Annotated in this window: 20 protein-coding genes and 1 other annotated feature; all 20 genes read left to right on the top strand. The window is 35.7% G+C overall.

The annotated features are described in order from the left end of the window. The first annotated feature begins 53 nt into the window (after positions 1-53). Positions 54-314: an IreB family regulatory phosphoprotein gene (locus SD1D_RS08065; RefSeq protein ID WP_058258431.1), complete on the top strand. Its 261-nt coding sequence runs from the start codon at positions 54-56 to the stop codon at positions 312-314. Positions 315-343: 29 nt separating this feature from the next. Further along, positions 344-775, top strand: coding sequence for a Holliday junction resolvase RuvX (gene ruvX / locus SD1D_RS08060; RefSeq protein WP_058258430.1), 432 nt, complete (start codon positions 344-346; stop codon positions 773-775). Positions 776-810: 35 nt separating this feature from the next. Continuing rightward, complete coding sequence (locus tag SD1D_RS08055; RefSeq protein ID WP_058259235.1) at positions 811-1,077, top strand: DUF1292 domain-containing protein; 267 nt, start codon at positions 811-813, stop codon at positions 1,075-1,077. Between the two features lie 37 nt (positions 1,078-1,114). Beyond that, a complete protein-coding gene (locus SD1D_RS08050) occupies positions 1,115-1,567 on the top strand; it encodes a Fur family transcriptional regulator (protein ID WP_058258429.1) in 453 nt (150 codons plus the stop codon). Between the two features lie 314 nt (positions 1,568-1,881). Next, a complete protein-coding gene (locus tag SD1D_RS08045; protein ID WP_058259234.1) occupies positions 1,882-3,516 on the top strand; it encodes a ribonuclease J in 1,635 nt (544 codons plus the stop codon). A gap of 30 nt (positions 3,517-3,546) precedes the next feature. Next, positions 3,547-3,966: an endolytic transglycosylase MltG gene (locus SD1D_RS08040; RefSeq protein WP_058258428.1), complete on the top strand. Its 420-nt coding sequence runs from the start codon at positions 3,547-3,549 to the stop codon at positions 3,964-3,966. A gap of 10 nt (positions 3,967-3,976) precedes the next feature. Beyond that, on the top strand, positions 3,977-4,636 hold the full coding sequence (locus tag SD1D_RS08035; RefSeq protein ID WP_058259233.1) for an O-methyltransferase: 660 nt from the start codon (positions 3,977-3,979) through the stop codon (positions 4,634-4,636). A gap of 21 nt (positions 4,637-4,657) precedes the next feature. Continuing rightward, the gene (locus tag SD1D_RS08030) at positions 4,658-5,905 is read left to right on the top strand and encodes a peptidase U32 family protein (protein ID WP_058258427.1); all 1,248 of its coding nucleotides are present in this window, start codon (positions 4,658-4,660) and stop codon (positions 5,903-5,905) included. A gap of 93 nt (positions 5,906-5,998) precedes the next feature. Next, positions 5,999-6,661 (top strand): RNA polymerase sporulation sigma factor SigK, encoded by a 663-nt coding sequence (gene sigK, locus SD1D_RS08025; protein WP_087758857.1) that lies wholly within the window; start codon positions 5,999-6,001, stop codon positions 6,659-6,661. Positions 6,662-6,740: 79 nt separating this feature from the next. After that, positions 6,741-6,999, top strand: a binding site (T-box leader). A gap of 115 nt (positions 7,000-7,114) precedes the next feature. Further along, positions 7,115-8,593, top strand: coding sequence for an anthranilate synthase component I (gene trpE / locus SD1D_RS08020; protein WP_058258425.1), 1,479 nt, complete (start codon positions 7,115-7,117; stop codon positions 8,591-8,593). Continuing rightward, complete coding sequence (locus SD1D_RS08015; protein WP_058258424.1) at positions 8,574-9,140, top strand: anthranilate synthase component II; 567 nt, start codon at positions 8,574-8,576, stop codon at positions 9,138-9,140. Before trpE ends, SD1D_RS08015 begins: the two co-directional genes overlap by 20 nt. Before the next feature lie 4 nt (positions 9,141-9,144). Next, positions 9,145-10,158 (top strand): anthranilate phosphoribosyltransferase, encoded by a 1,014-nt coding sequence (trpD, locus tag SD1D_RS08010; RefSeq protein ID WP_058259232.1) that lies wholly within the window; start codon positions 9,145-9,147, stop codon positions 10,156-10,158. A 27-nt stretch (positions 10,159-10,185) separates the two neighbouring features. Further along, entirely contained in the window at positions 10,186-11,001 is an 816-nt protein-coding gene (gene trpC, locus SD1D_RS08005) for an indole-3-glycerol phosphate synthase TrpC (protein WP_058258423.1), read from the top strand. A 31-nt stretch (positions 11,002-11,032) separates the two neighbouring features. Next, a complete protein-coding gene (locus tag SD1D_RS08000) occupies positions 11,033-11,650 on the top strand; it encodes a phosphoribosylanthranilate isomerase (protein WP_058258422.1) in 618 nt (205 codons plus the stop codon). Next, positions 11,647-12,831, top strand: coding sequence for a tryptophan synthase subunit beta (trpB, locus tag SD1D_RS07995; protein WP_058258421.1), 1,185 nt, complete (start codon positions 11,647-11,649; stop codon positions 12,829-12,831). The genes SD1D_RS08000 and trpB overlap by 4 nt, the downstream gene beginning before the upstream one ends. Then, entirely contained in the window at positions 12,824-13,594 is a 771-nt protein-coding gene (gene trpA, locus SD1D_RS07990) for a tryptophan synthase subunit alpha (RefSeq protein ID WP_058258420.1), read from the top strand. Before trpB ends, trpA begins: the two co-directional genes overlap by 8 nt. A 355-nt stretch (positions 13,595-13,949) precedes the next feature. Further along, complete coding sequence (locus tag SD1D_RS07985; RefSeq protein WP_058258419.1) at positions 13,950-14,714, top strand: prepilin peptidase; 765 nt, start codon at positions 13,950-13,952, stop codon at positions 14,712-14,714. Positions 14,715-14,760: 46 nt separating this feature from the next. Beyond that, on the top strand, positions 14,761-16,716 hold the full coding sequence (locus SD1D_RS12320) for a response regulator (protein WP_058258418.1): 1,956 nt from the start codon (positions 14,761-14,763) through the stop codon (positions 16,714-16,716). 65 nt (positions 16,717-16,781) lie between these two features. Beyond that, complete coding sequence (locus SD1D_RS07970; RefSeq protein ID WP_058258417.1) at positions 16,782-17,741, top strand: hypothetical protein; 960 nt, start codon at positions 16,782-16,784, stop codon at positions 17,739-17,741. A gap of 204 nt (positions 17,742-17,945) precedes the next feature. Continuing rightward, complete coding sequence (locus SD1D_RS07965; RefSeq protein ID WP_242955204.1) at positions 17,946-19,475, top strand: GspE/PulE family protein; 1,530 nt, start codon at positions 17,946-17,948, stop codon at positions 19,473-19,475. The last annotated feature ends 29 nt before the right edge of the window (positions 19,476-19,504 follow it).

The raw sequence follows: 19,504 nt of genomic DNA, 5'->3' as shown, positions 1-19,504 counted from the left end.
ATAAGATACTTAAAGGAGAAGTATCAAACCCCCATGCGGAAGGATGTGAATTAATGTATAAGTCTAACAATACACAGTATTTTAGGGTGCAAAAAGAGACTGAAAATGTGGTCTCAGATATAATTCATTCAGTTTATAATGCTTTATCCGAAAAGGGATATAATCCGGTTAATCAATTAGTCGGATATGTAATGTCGGGAGATCCGACTTACATAACTAGCCACAAGGGTGCTAGAAGCCTAATTATGAAAGTTGAACGGGACGAAATTATTGAAGAACTATTACGGTACTATATAAATTATAAAATCAAATAAGTTATTTGAACAATAAGGAGAGTTATCCAATGAGAATAATGGGGCTGGACTATGGTTCCGTCACTGTCGGGGTAGCAATAAGCGATCCTCTTCTTTTAACTGCCCAGGGAATTGAAGTTATACGAAGAAAACAGGAAAATAAGCTTAGAAAGACTTTAGCCAGAATCGATGAACTGATAAAAGAATATGAAGTATCAAAAATTGTTGTGGGATATCCAAAAAATATGGACAATACCATTGGTGAACGGGCAATAAAATCAGAAGCATTTGCAGATACTCTCCGTAGAAGAACGAATCTGGAAGTAGTTTTATGGGATGAGCGCCTGACAACTGTAGCCGCAGATCAGATTCTTTCAGAAGGTGGTCTGGATTATAAAAAGAAAGATTTGGTAATTGATAAGATTGCAGCAGTATTAATTCTTCAGGGATATTTGGACAAACTATATAACCAGGCGGAATGATTTTATATTTTTACTTGAAAGGTTTGGGGATTTTTATGGGCAACAGGCCGAATGAAATTGTGTTTACTACACAGGACGATGAAGAAGTGGTTTTTCAGGTGATAGAACAAACCAGGCTTGGAGGCGTGGATTATCTATTGGTCAGTACCACAGATGGGGATGAAGAGGAGGCTCTCATTCTTAAAGATATATCAAAGGATGCAGATACAGAAGCTGTATATGATATAGTTGATGACGACATGGAATTTGCCATGGCAGCAGAAATTTTTAAAGAATTATTAGATGATATTGAACTTTATTAAATGCATTGATATAGATTAGATGAAAATTGGTGATAAAATGCCTAATAATCAGGAACAATTCAAGGATTTACTAAGGACGAACGGACTTAAGGTAACATATCAAAGGATTGCGATACTTGAAGTTTTAAGCAATAGGCCGGGAGAACACCTAACTGCAGAAGAAATTTATGATTTGGTTAAGGCAGAATACCCGGATATTGGACTTGCAACTGTATATCGTACTATTCAATTGTTATCGGATTTAAATCTTATTGATAAACTTAACTTAGATGATGGATATGTAAGATATGAAATTGGCAGAAAGAATCGTGAAGAGTGCCACCATCATCATCATTTAATATGCCTTGAATGTGGAAATATTTATGCTTTCCAGGATGATCTTTTGGAGAATTTGGAAGAACGTATAAAGGAAACTCTAGGATTTGAGGTTGAGGATCATGAAGTAAAACTATATGGACACTGTAAGGAATGCATAAATGAAAAAGCCTAAAATCTAATTAACATATCATGCACTTAGATAATGGATAAATACTTACATAAAACCATTGGAGGTGCAATTGTTTGAAGGAAAAAGAAACAACAGCAGTATTAAAAAATAGGAGAACTATTAATGTTAGAAAAAATAGAGATGCTGCAGACATAGGTAGCGAAAAAAATGTTAGCAGAAGAAACAGTAGTAGAACTATAGCTAAGACAAGCAACAAGGAGGCACAAGCTTTATTAAATAAAAATGATAAAAAATCACAGCAAACAGTAAGGTCAAATAAAAAGGATCAAAATACTGATAAGAAAAGTGCCTTAAAGATTATTCCCCTAGGCGGTCTTGAAAAAATAGGTATGAATATTACCGCCATAGAATATGAAGATACAATTATTGTTATAGATTGTGGCTTATCATTTCCTGAAGATGAGATGTTAGGAATAGATTTTATAATTCCTGATGTTACTTATTTGAAGGAAAATATTGAAAAGGTTAAAGGGTTTGTTATTACACATGGACATGAGGATCATATTGGAGCCTTGCCTTATATATTAAAAGATATAAATGTACCGGTTTATGCTACTAAATTGACAACAGCAATTATTGAAAATAAACTAAAAGATCATAATCTACTAAAGGCTACCAAACGAAAAGTAATAAAATACGGTCAATCAATTAATTTGGGATGTTTTAGAATTGAGTTTGTAAGAACAAATCATAGTATTGCAGATGCTGCGGCACTGGCTATCTTTACACCGGCAGGAATTATATTCCACACGGGGGATTTTAAGATAGATTATACTCCGGTATTCGGTGAACCTATAGATCTTCAAAGGATCGGTGAAATCGGTAAAAAAGGGGTATTAGCCCTTATGTGTGACAGTACCAATGCAGAAAGATCCGGTTATACTATGTCAGAAAGTACAGTGGGCAAGACCTTTGATAGTATATTTGCCGATTATAATAAACAAAGAATTATTGTTGCAACCTTTGCTTCTAATGTAGATAGGGTTCAGCAGATTGTAAATTCTGCAGTAAAGTATGGAAGAAAAGTGGTAATAGAAGGCCGCAGTATGATTAATATTGTAACTACCGCTTCTGAACTGGGATATATTAATATACCAGACGGAGTATTGATTGATATAGAACACATGAAGAATTATACTGATGACCAATTGGTACTGATAACCACAGGAAGCCAAGGTGAATCCATGGCAGCTCTTTCTAGAATGGCTGCTTCTATTCATAGAAAAGTAGTTATCAAGCCGGGAGATGTGGTAATATTAAGCTCCACACCTATTCCCGGTAATGAAAAGTCAGTATCTAGGGTAATTAATGAATTGTCTATGAAGGGAGCAAAGGTAATATACCAGGATACCCATGTATCAGGTCATGCCTGCCAAGAGGAGATTAAATTAATCTATGCACTTACAAAGCCCAAATATGCAATTCCTGTCCATGGTGAGTATAGACACTTAATCCGCCATGCGGAAGTGGCACAGATGATGGGGCTTCCCAAGGAAAATATATTCCTATTGTCATCCGGTGACGTTCTTTCTATAACAGAAGATAGTGCAGCAGTTACTGATGAGGTTACATCCCAAGGTATTTTGGTTGACGGACTTGGAATCGGTGATGTGGGTAATATAGTACTTCGTGACCGTCAGATGCTATCAGAAAATGGCCTGTTAATTGTGGTAATATCCCTAGAAAAAGGTACTAATCAGATACTTGCAGGTCCCGATATAGTCTCTAGGGGCTTTGTATATGTCAGAGAAGCAGAAAATCTTATGGAAGAGGCAAGAGAGATAGTAGAAAAAGCACTGGATAAATGTCTAAGTAAATCATATACCGATTGGAATAAAATCAAGACAGAAATTAAGGATTCACTCAACGACTTTATCTGGAAGAAAACGAAGAGAACCCCTATGATTCTTCCGATAATCATGGAGGTTTAGATATAAATAAAATGATAGGAGTGCGATGATATGGCTACTTCATCAACATCTAATAAAATGACATTAAAACTATCAAGGCTTATCTTGCGGTTTCTTTTAAATATAACATTTGTTATTTTAGTTTTGATACTTGTTATATACGGCAGCCGGGCAGCATTTGATTTCACATATCAGCTGTATGGTCCTGTAACTGTGGACCGGGAGCCGGGAAGAACTGTCCCTATACAGATAAATAAGGGAGAATCTTCCATGGACGTTGCCAGCAAACTTGAGTTAAATCGTATTATAGTAAACAAGAATTCTTTCTATTTCAAGTTAAAGCTGCAAAATAGGGTTATTATGCCGGGAACATATGAGGTGAACTCCTCAATGACCTATGATGAGATTCTTGATATTATTACTGATTATTCTAAATCTATAGTCCAAAATGAAGAAACTGATAGTGAGTGAGTCAAATATTATGATTACTAAAGAAAGAATCACAGCATATATAAATTCCTTGGACAAAGATCTTCCCCCCAAGCTTTATAAGCTTGAACAGGAAGCCCTAAAAAACAAGGTTCCCATAATTAGAAAGGAAACCCAAGGAGTAATACGCTTTTTATTAAATTTGCAAAAACCAAGACGTATCTTAGAGGTCGGAACTGCCATTGGCTTTTCCGCCCTCTTTATGAGTGAGTATTCTCCAAGGGACTGTAAGATTACCACTATAGAGAAGGTTCCTATGCGTCTAATAGAAGCCAGAAAAAATCTGGCCAACAAAGACTTTCCCCAACGGGACAAAATTCAGTTAAAAGAAGGGGATGCTTTCGATATACTAAGTAATTTAGTAGAGGCTAAAGAATCCTATGACTTTATATTTTTAGATGCCGCAAAGGCTCAATATATGAATTTTCTCCCAAATCTAATGAAGCTTTTGGAAGAAGGGGGCCTTCTTATAACCGATAATGTCCTACAGGACGGAACGGTCATTAATTCCAGATACAGCATAACCAGAAGGGACAGAACCATTCATGGGAGAATGAGAGAATATCTTTATACAATTACCCATATGGAGGAATTGGAGACAATTATACTGCCCGTAGGAGATGGTGTATCAATCAGTTACAAGAAATCATAAGCAAGATGAAAGAGGTAAATTATGTCTTACAATAAAAAAAAGCCGGAGCTATTAATTCCGGCAGGTAATTTAGAGACCCTTAAAACCGCAGTGATATATGGGGCAGATGCCATATATATTGGCGGTGATATGTATGGACTTCGTGCCAAAGCAAAGAATTTTTCCATGGAAGATATGAAAGAAGGAATCGCATTTGCCCATAAACATAATAAAAAGGTATATGTAACTGCCAATATCACTGCCCATAATCAAGATCTTGATGGCATAAGAAGATATTTTAAGGAATTAGTGGCATTTGGACAGGATAGACCGGATGCTTTAATAATATCGGATCCGGGAGTATTTACTATTGCAAAGGAAGAAGCCCCAGATATAGAAATTCATATCAGTACTCAGGCAAATAATACCAATTATGCAAGCTATAATTTCTGGTATGGCCTTGGGGCAAAAAGGGTGGTTTCTGCCAGGGAACTGTCACTTAAAGAGATAGCGGAACTTAGGGCAAATATCCCTGAGGATATGGAGATTGAAACCTTTGTTCACGGGGCTATGTGTATAGCCTATTCGGGTCGTTGCCTCTTAAGCAATTATTTTACCGGAAGGGATGCAAACCTTGGTGAATGTACCCATTCATGCAGGTGGAAATATCATCTGGTTGAGGAAAAAAGACCCGGTGAATATGTTCCCATAGAGGAAAATGAACGGGGAACTTATATATTTAATTCAAAGGATTTGTGTATGATTGAATATATACCCCAGTTGGTTGAAGCAGGAATTAATAGTTTTAAGGTAGAAGGCAGGATGAAAACTGCTTTATATGTAGCAACAATTGCCAGAACTTATAGAAAAGCTATTGATGATTACTTTACCAATCAGGAACTTTATGAAAAAAATAAGCCCTTTTATATGGAGGAAGTATCAAAGGGGGTAAATCGTCAATTTACTACCGGCTTCTTCTTTGGCAAGCCCGGTCATAAGGATCAAATATATGATCGTAATACCTATGATAAGGCTTATACTTATCTGGGAACCATATGGGGAGAAAAAGATGGCTTATATAATCTAGAACAAAAAAATAAATTTTCTGTCGGTGAGGAGATTGAGGTAATAAGGCCTAATGGTGATACCCTACAAGTTACTGTAAATAGAATTACCGATGAGGAAGGAAATGATATGGATAGCTGTCCTCATCCAAGGCAAAGTATCTATATTGATCTGGGTGTTAAGCTTTATCAATATGATATCTTAAGAAGAAAAGAAGAGCTATAATATTAGAATAACTATTTTGGCGATATACTTTGTACTTTTATTCTTTTTGTCCTTTTTTTGGAAGGATAGGCACTTTATGTCATTATACTTCATATGATAGTAATGAATCATTGGGCATTGAGGGTGCTTATCTTCGTGAAATCATTTCCAAAGCCGTTAAGTACTAAAGAAGAGTCTGACTATCTGATACGATGCAAAGCCGGTGACAAAGAAGCCAGAGATAAATTAATAGAACACAATTTAAGATTAGTGGCTCATATAGTGAAAAAGTACAATATGGCAGATAAGGAAACAGATGATTTAATATCGATTGGCACAATAGGTTTGATTAAAGCTATCGATACTTTTGACGGTGAGAAAGGAATTCGTCTGGCAACATATGCCTCTCGTTGTATTGATAATGAACTTCTTATGATGTTAAGAAGTAATAAGCGGTTAAATAAGGAAGTATATTTATATGATCCCATAGGATCAGATAGAGAAGGCAACGAAATCAATCTGTTGGATATAATAGAAGAGGCGGATGTTGATATTGTAGAAAATATTGTTCTGGAAGAGGATATAAAAAAGCTGTATAGTGTTATAGATAAAGTCTTAACAGATAGGGAAAAGGAAATTATATCCCTACGCTATGGACTGGTTAATAAAAAAGAAGTAACCCAGAGAGAAATCGCTAATAAACTGGGCATTTCTAGAAGTTATGTCAGTCGGATTGAGAAAAAAGCATTGAAAAAACTGCGAGAATGCTTTGAATAAAAAAACATATATTAATAAAAACATATTGACAAGACAGATAGTCACTGCTATAATGCTTTTTAAATTAAATATTATATAAATTAAACCGTTGATCAAGAGGAGTAGAAATAATTTCTTGTATTCAGAGAGTCGCTAGCTGGTGGGAATGCGATTACAAAGTTTATTTCGAATGGACTTGTGAGGGAAGCCCGAAATCTATAAAGCTATGGAGAGTAGGCGCTTACGGGAACCCTGTCCGTTATCAGTAGGGTGCATATGATAGTATGCAAAATGAGTGGCTGTATTTGTAATACAGCAAATTGGGTGGTACCGCAGAAGTTTAAGCTTTTGTCCCTTTAAGGGCAAAAGCTTTTTTTATACCAAAGAACTTTAATAAGGTAAAGTGCCAATGCTGTAAAGCTAAAAAACAATGTATAAAATTGTAAAATAAAATAAATGAAGGGGGAGAATTTAATGATTAGTCCTACATGTAATGAAATTGAAGCTTTAGCAAAAGAGTATAGCGTAATTCCTATTTGTAAGGAGATGTATGCTGATGTTATTACTCCAATTACCTTACTTAGAAAGCTATCTAATGTTAGCGAACAGTATTTTTTGTTAGAAAGTGTAGAGGGAGGAGAACGATGGGGAAGATATTCTTTCCTGGGATTTGATCCGGTTATAGAGGTAAAATGCAAAAATGGACTTATTACACAAACTAGGGGCCAGGAGACTGTTGAGATTAATAATGTGGATCCCTTTGAGTATCTTAGGGAAATGCTGGATAAATATAAAGCCCCAAGGCTTGTAAAACTCCCCCCTTTTACGGGAGGACTGGTGGGATACTTTTCCTATGAAATGATTAAGTACACAGAAGGTACCCTTACTTTAAAGGAAAATGATTTATATGATTTTGATCTTATGCTCTTTGATAAAGTTATTGCCTATGACCATTTAAAGCAAAAAATAAGCATTATTGTGAATATGAAGACCGATAAGGTTATGGAAAACTACGGTAAAGCTTTAACCTTTATTGAGCGGATAGTCAAACTAATTTATGAACCCTTACCGATAAAGCAGCCTGATAAGAATAGAAAGATTGATTTTACTTGTAATCTGAATAAGGAAGAATACTGTAGGATGGTGGAGCAGGCTAAAAAATATATCCTAGAGGGGGATATCTATCAAGCAGTAATTTCAAGGAGATTTGAGGCTGATTATAAAGACAGCTTAATAAATGCTTACAGAGTGTTAAGAACCTTAAACCCTTCTCCTTATATGGTTTATCTAAAGAATCAAAGCCTTGAACTTATGGTATCTTCCCCTGAAACCTTGGTTCGGGTAAATCAAAGGAAGGTTACCACCTTACCTATTGCAGGTTCAAGACCTAGAGGAAAAGACCATGAGGAAGATATGGCACTTGAGACTGAACTTTTAAATGACGAGAAGGAAATAGCCGAACATAATATGCTGGTAGATTTGGCAAGAAACGATATTGGCCAGGTGTCAAAGATTGATTCGGTAAATACGGTTAGGTATATGGATATAAAAAAATATTCGAGAATTATGCATATAGTATCGGAAGTAGAAGGGGAACTGGAAGAAGGAAAAGATATGATTGACGCTATAAAAGCTCTGCTTCCCGCAGGTACCCTTTCCGGTGCACCAAAAATTCGAGCCTGTGAAATTATTGATGAACTGGAGAATATGCCAAGAGGTATATATGGGGGAGCCATAGGCTATATAGATTTTACCGGCAATATGGATACCTGTATAGCTATTCGTATGGCGGTAAAAAAAGATAATAAAGTTTATGTTCAGGCCGGAGCCGGAATTGTGGCAGACAGTGTGGCGGAAAAAGAATATGAAGAAAGCCAAAATAAAGCCAATGCTGTCATAGAGTCAATTCTTAAGGCCGGGGAGGTGGATATATATGATTCTTATAATAGATAACTATGATAGTTTCACCTATAATATCTTACATTTGGCCGGACCAGGTAAAGAGGTTAAGGTAGTAAGAAATGATATAACTTTGGATGAGATAAAAAAACTTGCCCCTTCCCATATAATTATATCCTCGGGTCCGGGAAGTTTAAGGAATTCAGGAATAAATAAGGATTTGATTAATCATTTTAAAGGTAAGATACCTATTATGGGGATAGGCCTTGGACATCTGATTATATGTGAAGTCTTTGGTGCCAAGATTACCAGAACAAAAAAAATTATCCACGGAAAACAAAGTTATATTCATATAGCCAATGGCAGTCAAATATTTTGGGGGCTTCCTCCAATTATAAAAGCCGGCAGATACCAATCTTTAACCATGGATAGGGATACCATAAAGGATGATTTGCTGATTATAGCAGAGGATGAGGCAGGAAGATTAATGGGTGTAAAACATAGAAAGTATGAAATCTATGGTCTTTTATTTCATCCGGAATCAATTTTAACACCCCATGGAGATAAAATCATTGAAAATTTCCTTAATATCGGAGGATGATTATATGATACAAGAAGCTATAAATCAATTATTAAAAAAAGAAGATTTAAGCCTGGACATGGCAAAAAGTGTAATGAGTGAAATAATGGCTGGAAAAGCAAGCAATGCTCAGATAGCCAGTTACATAACTGCCCTAAGGATGAAAGGGGAAACCATAGATGAAATTACAGCCTGTGCCATGGTTATGCGGGAATATGGAATAAAATTAAATCATGGCATGGATGTTTTGGATATTGTAGGAACCGGCGGTGACGGAGCAAATACTTTTAATATATCTACTATTTCCTCTCTAATAATCTCCGCCGCCGGTATTCCGGTGGCAAAGCACGGTAACCGAAGTGTTTCTAGTAAATGCGGCAGTGCCGATGTCCTTGAAGCCTTGGGAGTTAATATAGAAATTCCTGTGGAAAAGAGTGAGCAAATATTAAAGGAAATTGGTATATGTTTTATGTTCGCACCGATATATCATTCCTCTATGAAATATGCAGCCCCCGTAAGAAAAGAACTGGGAGTAAGAACTATCTTTAATATATTAGGACCTTTAGCAAGCCCTGCCCGTGCAAATTTGCAACTGCTTGGAGTCTATGATGAAAACCTAGTTGAGCCTATGGCAAGAGTATTAGCCAATTTAGGGATAAAAAGAGCCATGGTGGTTCATGGACATGATGGCCTTGATGAAGTAACCTTAACCACAAAGACAACCATATGTGAAGTAAATAATAAAACTCTTAATAGTTTTTTCTTAGATCCAAAGCAGCTGGGATTTGACTATTGTGATGCAGAGGATTTGGTGGGAGGAAATCCTATTGATAATGCAGATATTGCCCTTAGAATTTTGCGAGGAGAAAAGGGACCAAAAAGAGATATAGTACTTCTTAACAGTGCTGTCTGTTTATACATGACCTATAATAATATCACCTTACGGGAATGTGTTAAAATGGCAGCGGAAATTATAGACAGCGGCAAGGCCATGGAGCAACTAGATAAGTTTATTCGAATGACAAATTCAAGTTTATAGGATGTAAGATGGAAAGCAGGTGACCATATGATACTTCAGAAAATAGTAAAGGCAACACAGGCCAGATTGGAGGCTAGAAAGAAAGAGTATCCTATTGAAATTATAAAAAATAAAATATTTGTCCAAGGACAGGTACAAAACTTTAGTAACAGAAAAGCTTATGATTTTGAAAAGGCTTTATCAAAAGCCTCTGCTGATAGTAAAGGAGATATTGCATTTATATGTGAAGTTAAGAAAGCTTCTCCTTCAAAAGGAATAATATCTGAAGAATTCCCTTATTTAACTATAGCAAAAGAATATGAAAAAGCCGGGGCAGCTGCCATATCGGTATTAACGGAAGAAGATTATTTCTTAGGTTCATTAAAATATCTTAAAGAAATAAGTGAAAATGTTAATATTCCGGTACTGCGTAAGGATTTTGTTATTGATGAGTATCAGATTTATGAAGCAAAATTATTCGGAGCCGATGCCCTGCTTTTAATTTGTTCTTTACTGGCACCTGATATATTGAAGAAACACATAGAATTATGTAACCGGTTGGGTTTATCGGCCTTGGTTGAAGCTCATACGGAAGAAGAAATACAAAGTGCCATAGGGGCAGGAGCAAGAATAATCGGTGTAAATAACCGTGATCTTAAAACATTTAAGGTGGATATACAAAATAGTATACGTTTAAGAAGCTTAGTACCTGATGATATAATTTTTGTGGCTGAAAGCGGTATTCATAGTCCTGATGATATAAAGGCTTTACGTATGGCCGGAGTAGATGGAGTTTTAATCGGAGAAGCCTTGATGAAGAGTAAGGATAAGGGAAAAGTAATTAGCAGCTTAAAGGGATTATAAATAAAAATCAAAAGAGAAAAGGGGAGGAGAAATGACAGCTGTTAAAATATGTGGATTATCAAGGGTTTCGGATATAGAAATCGTAAATAACTTAAGTCCTGACTATATTGGTTTTGTATTTGCCAAAAGCAGGAGAGAAGTGTCAGATGATTTGGCTATCTATTTAAGGGCCAGACTTTCTCCCTCCATTAAGACTGTAGGGGTCTTTGTCAATGAGGATATATATAGGATAGTGAATTTGTGTCAGCACCATATAATAGATTTAGTCCAACTTCATGGAGATGAAGACTTTAATTATATTAATAAGCTTAGGTCTATGATACCTAATAAAATAATAAAAGCAATTAGAGTAAGAAATAAGCAAGATGTTGATAATAGCTTAGACATTCCCTGTGATTATCTATTATTTGATACCTACAGCTTGCAAGAATATGGAGGCAGCGGCAAAGCATTTGACTGGTCACTTATTGATGGAATAACTAGGCCATATTTTATGGCCGGAGGGCTTAATTGCAGTAATATTGAAGAAGCTATGGATAAATATAAGCCTTTCGGGGTTGACGTAAGCAGTGGTGTAGAAACAGAGGGTTTTAAGGATCCTGAAAAGATAAGAAAGTTCATAATGAAAGTAAGGAGTGCAAAAAGATGAAAAAAGGTAGATTTGGAGTACATGGAGGACAATATGTACCGGAGACTCTGATGATAGCAATTAATGAATTGGAAGAGGCCTATGCTCACTATAGTAAAGATAAGAACTTTATAGATGAACTTAATGATTTGCTGAAAAATTATGCAGGCCGGCCATCTTTATTATATTATGCTAAAAAGATGACCGAGGATTTAGGTGGGGCCAAAATATATCTAAAGAGAGAAGATTTAAATCATACAGGTTCCCATAAGATAAATAATGTCCTTGGTCAGGTTTTAATGGCAAAAAAGATGGGTAAAACCAGGGTTATAGCAGAAACCGGTGCAGGTCAACACGGAGTTGCCACAGCTACAGCCGCAGCATTGCTAGGTTTGGAATGTGAGATATTTATGGGCCTTGAAGATACAAAACGTCAGGCATTAAATGTATATAGAATGGAATTATTGGGGGCTAAAGTACATGCTGTAAAAACAGGAACCCAGACTCTAAAAGATGCGGTAAATGAAACTATGGCTGAATGGTCTAAAAGAATTCATGATACCCATTATGTATTAGGTTCTGTAATGGGACCTCATCCCTTTCCTACTATTGTAAGAGATTTTCAAAGTGTTATAAGCCGTGAAATTAAAGAGCAAATTTTAGACATAGAGGGAAGACTTCCCGATGCGGTTCTTGCCTGTGTCGGAGGTGGCAGCAATGCTATGGGTACCTTCTATGAGTTTATAAATAATAAAGAGGTTAGGTTAATAGGATGTGAGGCTGCAGGGTGCGGTATCGATACTGATAAAACAGCTGCAACTATGAATTGTGGTAAACTGGGGATTTTCCATGGAATGAAATCTTATTTTTGCCAAGATGAAAATGGGCAGATTGCACCGGTATATTCCATATCAGCAGGTCTTGATTATCCAGGAGTAGGTCCGGAACACTCTTATCTTAAAGATATAGGCAGGGCAGAATATGTGGCTATAACCGATGATGAAGCTGTTTCTGCTTTTGAGTATCTGTCTAAAGTTGAGGGAATAATTCCGGCTATAGAAAGTGCCCATGCCCTTGCTTATGCCAGAAAATTAGCTCCCACATTAGATAAGGATAAGATAATAGTAATCTGCCTTTCAGGCAGGGGTGATAAAGATGTGGCAGCCATAGCAAGATACAGGGGGGTTGATATATATGAGTAGAATTGAACAGGTATTTATGGGGGGAAAGGCTTTTATACCATTTATAACAGCCGGAGATCCAAATCTTAAGTTTACACAGAAGTTAATAAAGGAAATGGCAGAGGCAGGGGCAGATTTAATAGAGATTGGAATACCATTTTCAGACCCCATAGCTGAAGGGCCTGTAATTCAGGAGGCAAGTAACCGTGCTTTAATGGGCGGGGTTACTGTGGATAAGATATTTGAAATGGTAAAAGAGCTTCGTAAGGAATGCAGTATACCTCTGGCATTTATGACATATGCCAATCCGGTTTTTTCCTATGGTAGTGAACGGTTTATAAAAAAATGCAAGGAATATGGTATAGATGGACTGATTATTCCGGATGTACCTTTTGAAGAACAAGATGAATTTAGACCTTTTTGTGAAAAGTATGGGGTAAATTTAATCTCCTTAATAGCTCCTACATCTGGGGAGAGAATACAAAAGATTGTAAAGGAATCACAGGGCTTTATTTATTGCGTATCTTCTATGGGAGTTACGGGTATGCGTAAGGAATTTAGCAATCATATAGAGAATATGATAAAAGAGGTAAAGAAGGTAAAGGATATTCCATGTGCCATAGGATTTGGTATCTCATCCCCTGAGCAGGCTAGGCAGATGGCTGAAATTTCAGATGGGGTAATTGTAGGCAGTGCCATTGTGAATATAATCGCAGAATATGGAAAAGACTCCATACCCCATGTAAGGGAATTTGTAAAAAAAATGAAAGAGGCTATAGTTTAAAATTTAGTAAATTGTTATTAATAGTTATTAATAGTTATGAAATAAAAATTAGGACTGCAGACCCAATGCTTGTGGCAGCAGTCCTAATTTTTGTATTTATGACAAATAACAAAAAAAATAGATATAATATTTATAAAAAAGCTTACTAATAATAACTAATTGATGAATTTAGTAGAAAATAAATTGAAAATGTGGAAAAAAAATTCTATTTTACTTGTTTTATTTGAGAAGATTGTATATAATTTAGATAGATTATCGAATAAATGCGATTTTAAAATAAAATAATATATTGATAATAATTCCGTAGGAAATAATTAATAAATAAATGTGAAAGGAAATCGATAATTTGGAGGAAATGATATATTATATTATCGTTTTTATATATGGTTTGATTTTTGGAAGTTTTTTAAACGTATGTATTAGTAGAATACCTAAAGGTGAAAGTATTGTATTTGTAAAATCCCACTGTATTAAATGTAATAAATCAATACGGTGGTATGATATGATACCACTTTTTAGTTACATAGCTCTTAAAGGCAGATGTAGAAATTGTAAGTCAAAAATCTCCTTACAATATCCAATAATTGAAGTTTTAAATGGTTTACTGTATGTATTGACCTTTATGGTAAAAGGATGGAGTCTTACAACTTGCCTATATTGTTTTGTAATATCTGCTCTAATTGTCTTAAGTGTTATAGATTTTAGAACTTATACAATTAATATATGGATTAATATTTTTATCTTCTTTATGGGAGCAGTAAAACTTATTATAGAAATAATAAAAAGCAATAATTTTTCTTTGATTTTAAACTATATAGCAGGGTTATGTGTAGTAAGTGGCTTTTTGCTTATATTGTATTTTGTGACATCCGGTAAAGGGATTGGAATGGGTGACATCAACCTGATGGCAGCAGCTGGATTTTTTCTGGGATGGAAATTGGTTATATTGGCCTTTTTGCTAGGATGTGTATTTGGTGCAGTGATACATTTACTAATGATTAAATTTTATAAGCAGGATAGGGTACTGGCCTTTGGACCTTATTTATCATTAGGAATATTAATATCCATGCTTTATGGAGATAGAATTATATCATGGTACATTAATTACATATACAAGTAAAAGTTATTAAAATATTTTGGCTATGATTTAAAGGAGGAGCGGATTAATGAAGAGGTATAGAGTTGCAAATGATGATATGAATATCAATATTACTGCCGCCGGTAACTTACCGGAAAAAAAGGGAGTTCTAATTGTTGATGACTCTAGATTCTCAAGAAATGTTTTAAGGGATATCTTAATCAGTGAAGGTTATGAAGTAGTTGGGGAAGCCGGAGATGGAAAAGAAGCCATTGAAAAGGCAAAGGAATTAAGACCAAAATTTATATTTATGGACGTAGAGATGCCAAAATTAGATGGATTAGGAGCTATTCCTCCCATATTAGCTCATGATCCGGATACTTATATAATAATGTGTACTGCTTTAGGACAGAAAAGAATTATAGTAGAAGCAGCAAAGGCAGGAGCTAAGGATTATGTTATAAAACCATATAAAAAAGAAAATATAGTAGGTGTACTAAATCTTCTTATTGCTAATGAGCCAAAGTATAGTACTGTTGTACCTTTTAAACCTGCTAAGAAATCTTTAGATTCAGGAACCGGTCCAATTAAGACCAGCCAACCCATGATGCCTGATATGGGTAAGACATCTAAAGATATCCAACAGGCTGAAATAGAAAAAAGGCTTGAAGAAGAAGCTAGGAAAGCTGAGGAAGAAGCAAGACTTGCTGAAGAAGTTAGGAAAGCTCAGGAGGCTGAAAGGCAAGCAGAGGAAGCAAGACGGGCAGAGGCAGCAAGGCGTGCAGAAGCAGCAAGACGGGCGGAGGAAGCTAGAAAGGCAGCAGAAGAGGCTAAACGAGCGGAAGAAGCTAGAAAGGCAGAAGAAGAAGCGAAACGAGCGGAAGAGGCCAGAAAGGCAGCAGAAGAGGCTAAACGAGCGGAAGAGGCTAGAAAGGCAGAGGAAGAAGCTAAGCGAGCGGAAGAGGCCAGAAAGGCAGCAGAAGAAGCGAAACGAGCAGAAGAGGCCAGAAAGGCAGCTGAAGAAGCGAAACGAGCGGAAGAGGCCAGAAAGGCAGCAGAAGAGGCTAAACGAGCGGAAGAGGCCAGAAAGGCTGCAGAGGAAGCAAAAAGAGCGGAAGAGGCCAGAAAGGCTGCAGAGGAAGCAAAACGAGCAGAAGAAGCTAGAAAAGCTGCAGAAGAAGCCAGAAGAGCAGCAGAAGAGGATAGAAAAGGACAATCTAAAGATAATATTTATCCACTTCGTCCTCTTAATGCAGCCACCAAAGATAAAGACGAAAGGATACTAAATTCTAAGTATAAGGGAGAAGCTATTAATTCACCTTACAAAGGAAAGACGATTGGTTCTAAATTCGAAGGAGCTGGCTTATCATCGCCATATCAGGGAGATACTCTTCCTAGTATTAATAAACTTAAGCCTGTAATAGAAGGAGTTAAGGTTGACGGAATTAAGATTGACGGAATTAAGATTGCAGATGAAAAAACTAAAGAGATTAAAGAAAATGAAATTATACATGCTGATATTAAGCAACCTGATATAAGAGAAACAAGTAGCCATGATACAAGCAGCAAAGAAATGGTTATCAAAGATACAGATGAGTCTGCAAGAACAAGTGACTTATCTAGTCAATACTCTTTCTTATTTGGAAACAGATTTAAAACTCAAAAGGAAAGAATTAATAGATCTACTACCGTAACACAAAGAGTATCCTTTGTTAAATCTGATATAAGTAATTATGACCATAAATTAAGTTTGGATACTGCAGCAATGCTTATAGGAATGATTGGAGCTTATGTATCAGATGAAAATCGTTTTAATCTGAAAAGCAATTATGATATCGGTGATAGAAAGTCAAATAAAAAGACCTATACCAGAGTAAGCTCTTATCAGCTACTTAAAAACCCTAAAATCGAAAATGCTGAAATTAGTATGTCTGATATTATCAAAACTAGTTATATGTTGCCTCAAAAACAAGCATTTGACGAAGAATTATTAGAGAATTTTAAGGAAGTATTAAAAGAAAAGATTAATTGCAAGCTTGCATAACAAGAACTTATTCTTATCTCAAAATCTTTATGAGGTAATAATGAAACTAAGGAGGAAGAAGATAAATGTCTAAGTATAATATCGACCTTGAAAAGTTAAAATCTCTAAATGGATTAATCGGCAAAAAAAATGAAATGTCTGTACTAAAAGATTTTCCGGACAAGGAAATAACTAATAGTATAAAAGAAGATTTGATTTCTGATGGAATACTCAATTCTGATGGAAGCCTAAAAAAAGAGATAGAGGCATCAATGAATGTTCTAGCCAATCCCTATGGAATTGTCAAATACATTTTCACGGGAGGGGTTGGTATATATGAGCATAGTATTAGCTATGACCAGTCATTTAAGAAAAATGTTCAACTAATTCTTACACCTGAATCCATAGTTATTGATGATGAATTACACACTGAAAATATTGTACAGATAATGGAAAGCTTTGTTGGAAAAAGCAATTTAAAAAGCTTGAATATTACATATAAACTTAAGCCGGCTGAGGCTTTAGTTGTAGCCGCAATGTTAGACATGGAAAGAAAATCTTCCTTAAGAGCATTTGTAGACGAGGTTGTTTATTCCCATAATTCTTACAATGCCAATGTAATTTGGAGAATAGTAAACAGTACAAATCCTAGTATCCAGTGGTTTGTATATCTGGTAAATGAGGTAATTGGTGAACATGAACCCCTTACACAAAACCAAGTACAAGAAGCTATTAACCAGTTACTGGATAAGGGTATTGTTACCAAGAACGGTGATCAATATCTATTGTCGGATGAATTTTCTATGCTATCTAACAGAATGATTATTATTGATAATGTAGTGTCAATATTAACTTACAAGTTTGCAAATACCCAAGTTATAAGTTCAGGATTTACTTGTATTCAAGCAGGAGTTCATGATCTGTTGCTGTTAGATTATGACGGTAGTGATATACGCTTTAATACAATTACTTCAAATAGGCTAATTGATTATGTGAAGCAGGTTTTAGAAAGCGAAAGATATTTTAATAATATCAAAGCAGTCTAAACCTTATAATAAAAAAACATAAGTGAATTACTGTTAGGTGGTGATGACATATCTATCAATAAGAAACGAATCGGTGATCTTTTAATAGAAGCAGGTATTATCAGTGAAGAACAACTGAAAAGAGCATTAGAGCTTCAAAAACAAAGTGGAGATAGACTTGGCAGAATATTAATTGATAATAACTTTGTATCAGAGACCCAGATAATGGAGGTTTTAGAGTTTCAATTGGGAATTCCCTTTATAGACCTCAATGAAATTGAGATTCCTCCAGATGTACAAAGACTTATTCCATTTCAATTAATATATCGTCATAATGTAGTACCTGTGAAGGTAGAACGTACATTATTGTACGTTGCCATGGAAGATCCACTGAACTTTATTGCTATTGAAGACTTACGAATGGCTACTAACTATGAGATTGTTCCTGTTATTTCATTTAGTGATGCTATAAAAAGAACAATAAATAGATTATACGGCAGTCAAACTGCAGATAAAGCTATTCAAGAGTTTCAACAGGAAAAAGAAAAAAGTAGTATATCAAGCCAAAACTTACAAAATATTAGTTCTCTTGAAGTTGACAGTGCTCCCATTGTAAGACTTGTTAATTCTACTATAGAACAAGCGGCATTAAGCGGAGCCAGTGATATACATATTGAACCTTTGGAAAATGAAGTTAGAGTACGTTTTCGTGTGGACGGTAGACTGCAGCTAACACAAACCATACCTAAGGAAGCACAATCTGCTGTTGTTACCAGAGTTAAAATATTATGTGGTTTAGATATAGCAGAAAAAAGAATACCTCAGGATGGCCGTTGTGACTATAGATTCAAGGATAAAATCTTGAATTTAAGAATTTCAGTCCTGCCCACGGTACATGGTGAGAAGATTGTTATGCGTATTTTGGATAAAACAAACTTCCTTATACCAAAGGAAAAATTGGGATTCACCCAAGAAAACTTAGCAAAGTTTGATGAGTTGCTAAAAAATCCCCATGGTATTATTTTGGTTACCGGCCCCACAGGAAGCGGTAAATCAACAACCTTATATACCATGTTAAGCGAGTTAAATAAAGTCACTGATAATATAATGACTGTTGAAGATCCCGTAGAATATATGATTGACGGCTTAAATCAAGTGCAGGTAAATGCAAAAGCAGGACTTACTTTTGCAGGAGCTTTAAGAGCATTTCTAAGACAGGATCCGGACATCATTATGTTAGGTGAGATTAGAGATTCAGAAACTGTAGAAGTAGCCATTAGAGCTGCCATAACCGGCCACTTGGTTCTAAGTACCTTACATACTAATGACGCTGTAAGTTCGATTTCAAGACTAATCGACATGGGAGTACCTCCATATATGATAGCGGTTTCTCTTATGGGCATTATCTCACAAAGATTAGTACGAAGGCTATGTACCCACTGTGCAGAAAGCTATATTCCACCTGAACATGAGGTGAGGTTTTTGGGACTGCCTCCGGGAGATTATTATTTTAGGAAACCTGTAGGTTGTGCCTTATGTAACGATACCGGCTACAAAGGCAGAATAGCTGTTCATGAGATTCTTATTGTTACAAAAGACATGAGGGATATGATAGCAGCTAATATGAGTAATAATGCTCTTCAAGAATATGCTATCAATAATGGAATGACTACCTTAAAGCAGGAGAGCATCCGTTTAATATTGGATGGTATAACTTCCTTTAATGAGGTAATGGATATAACATTTTCAATTTAACAAAAATAAATAACCTTTTGGGGGTAATT

This window comes from Herbinix luporum (genome assembly GCF_900070325.1).
GTDB lineage: Bacteria > Bacillota > Clostridia > Lachnospirales > Lachnospiraceae > Mobilitalea > Mobilitalea luporum.
Note: the sequence above shows the minus strand (reverse complement) of the source record. Positions and strands in the feature narration are given on the sequence as shown.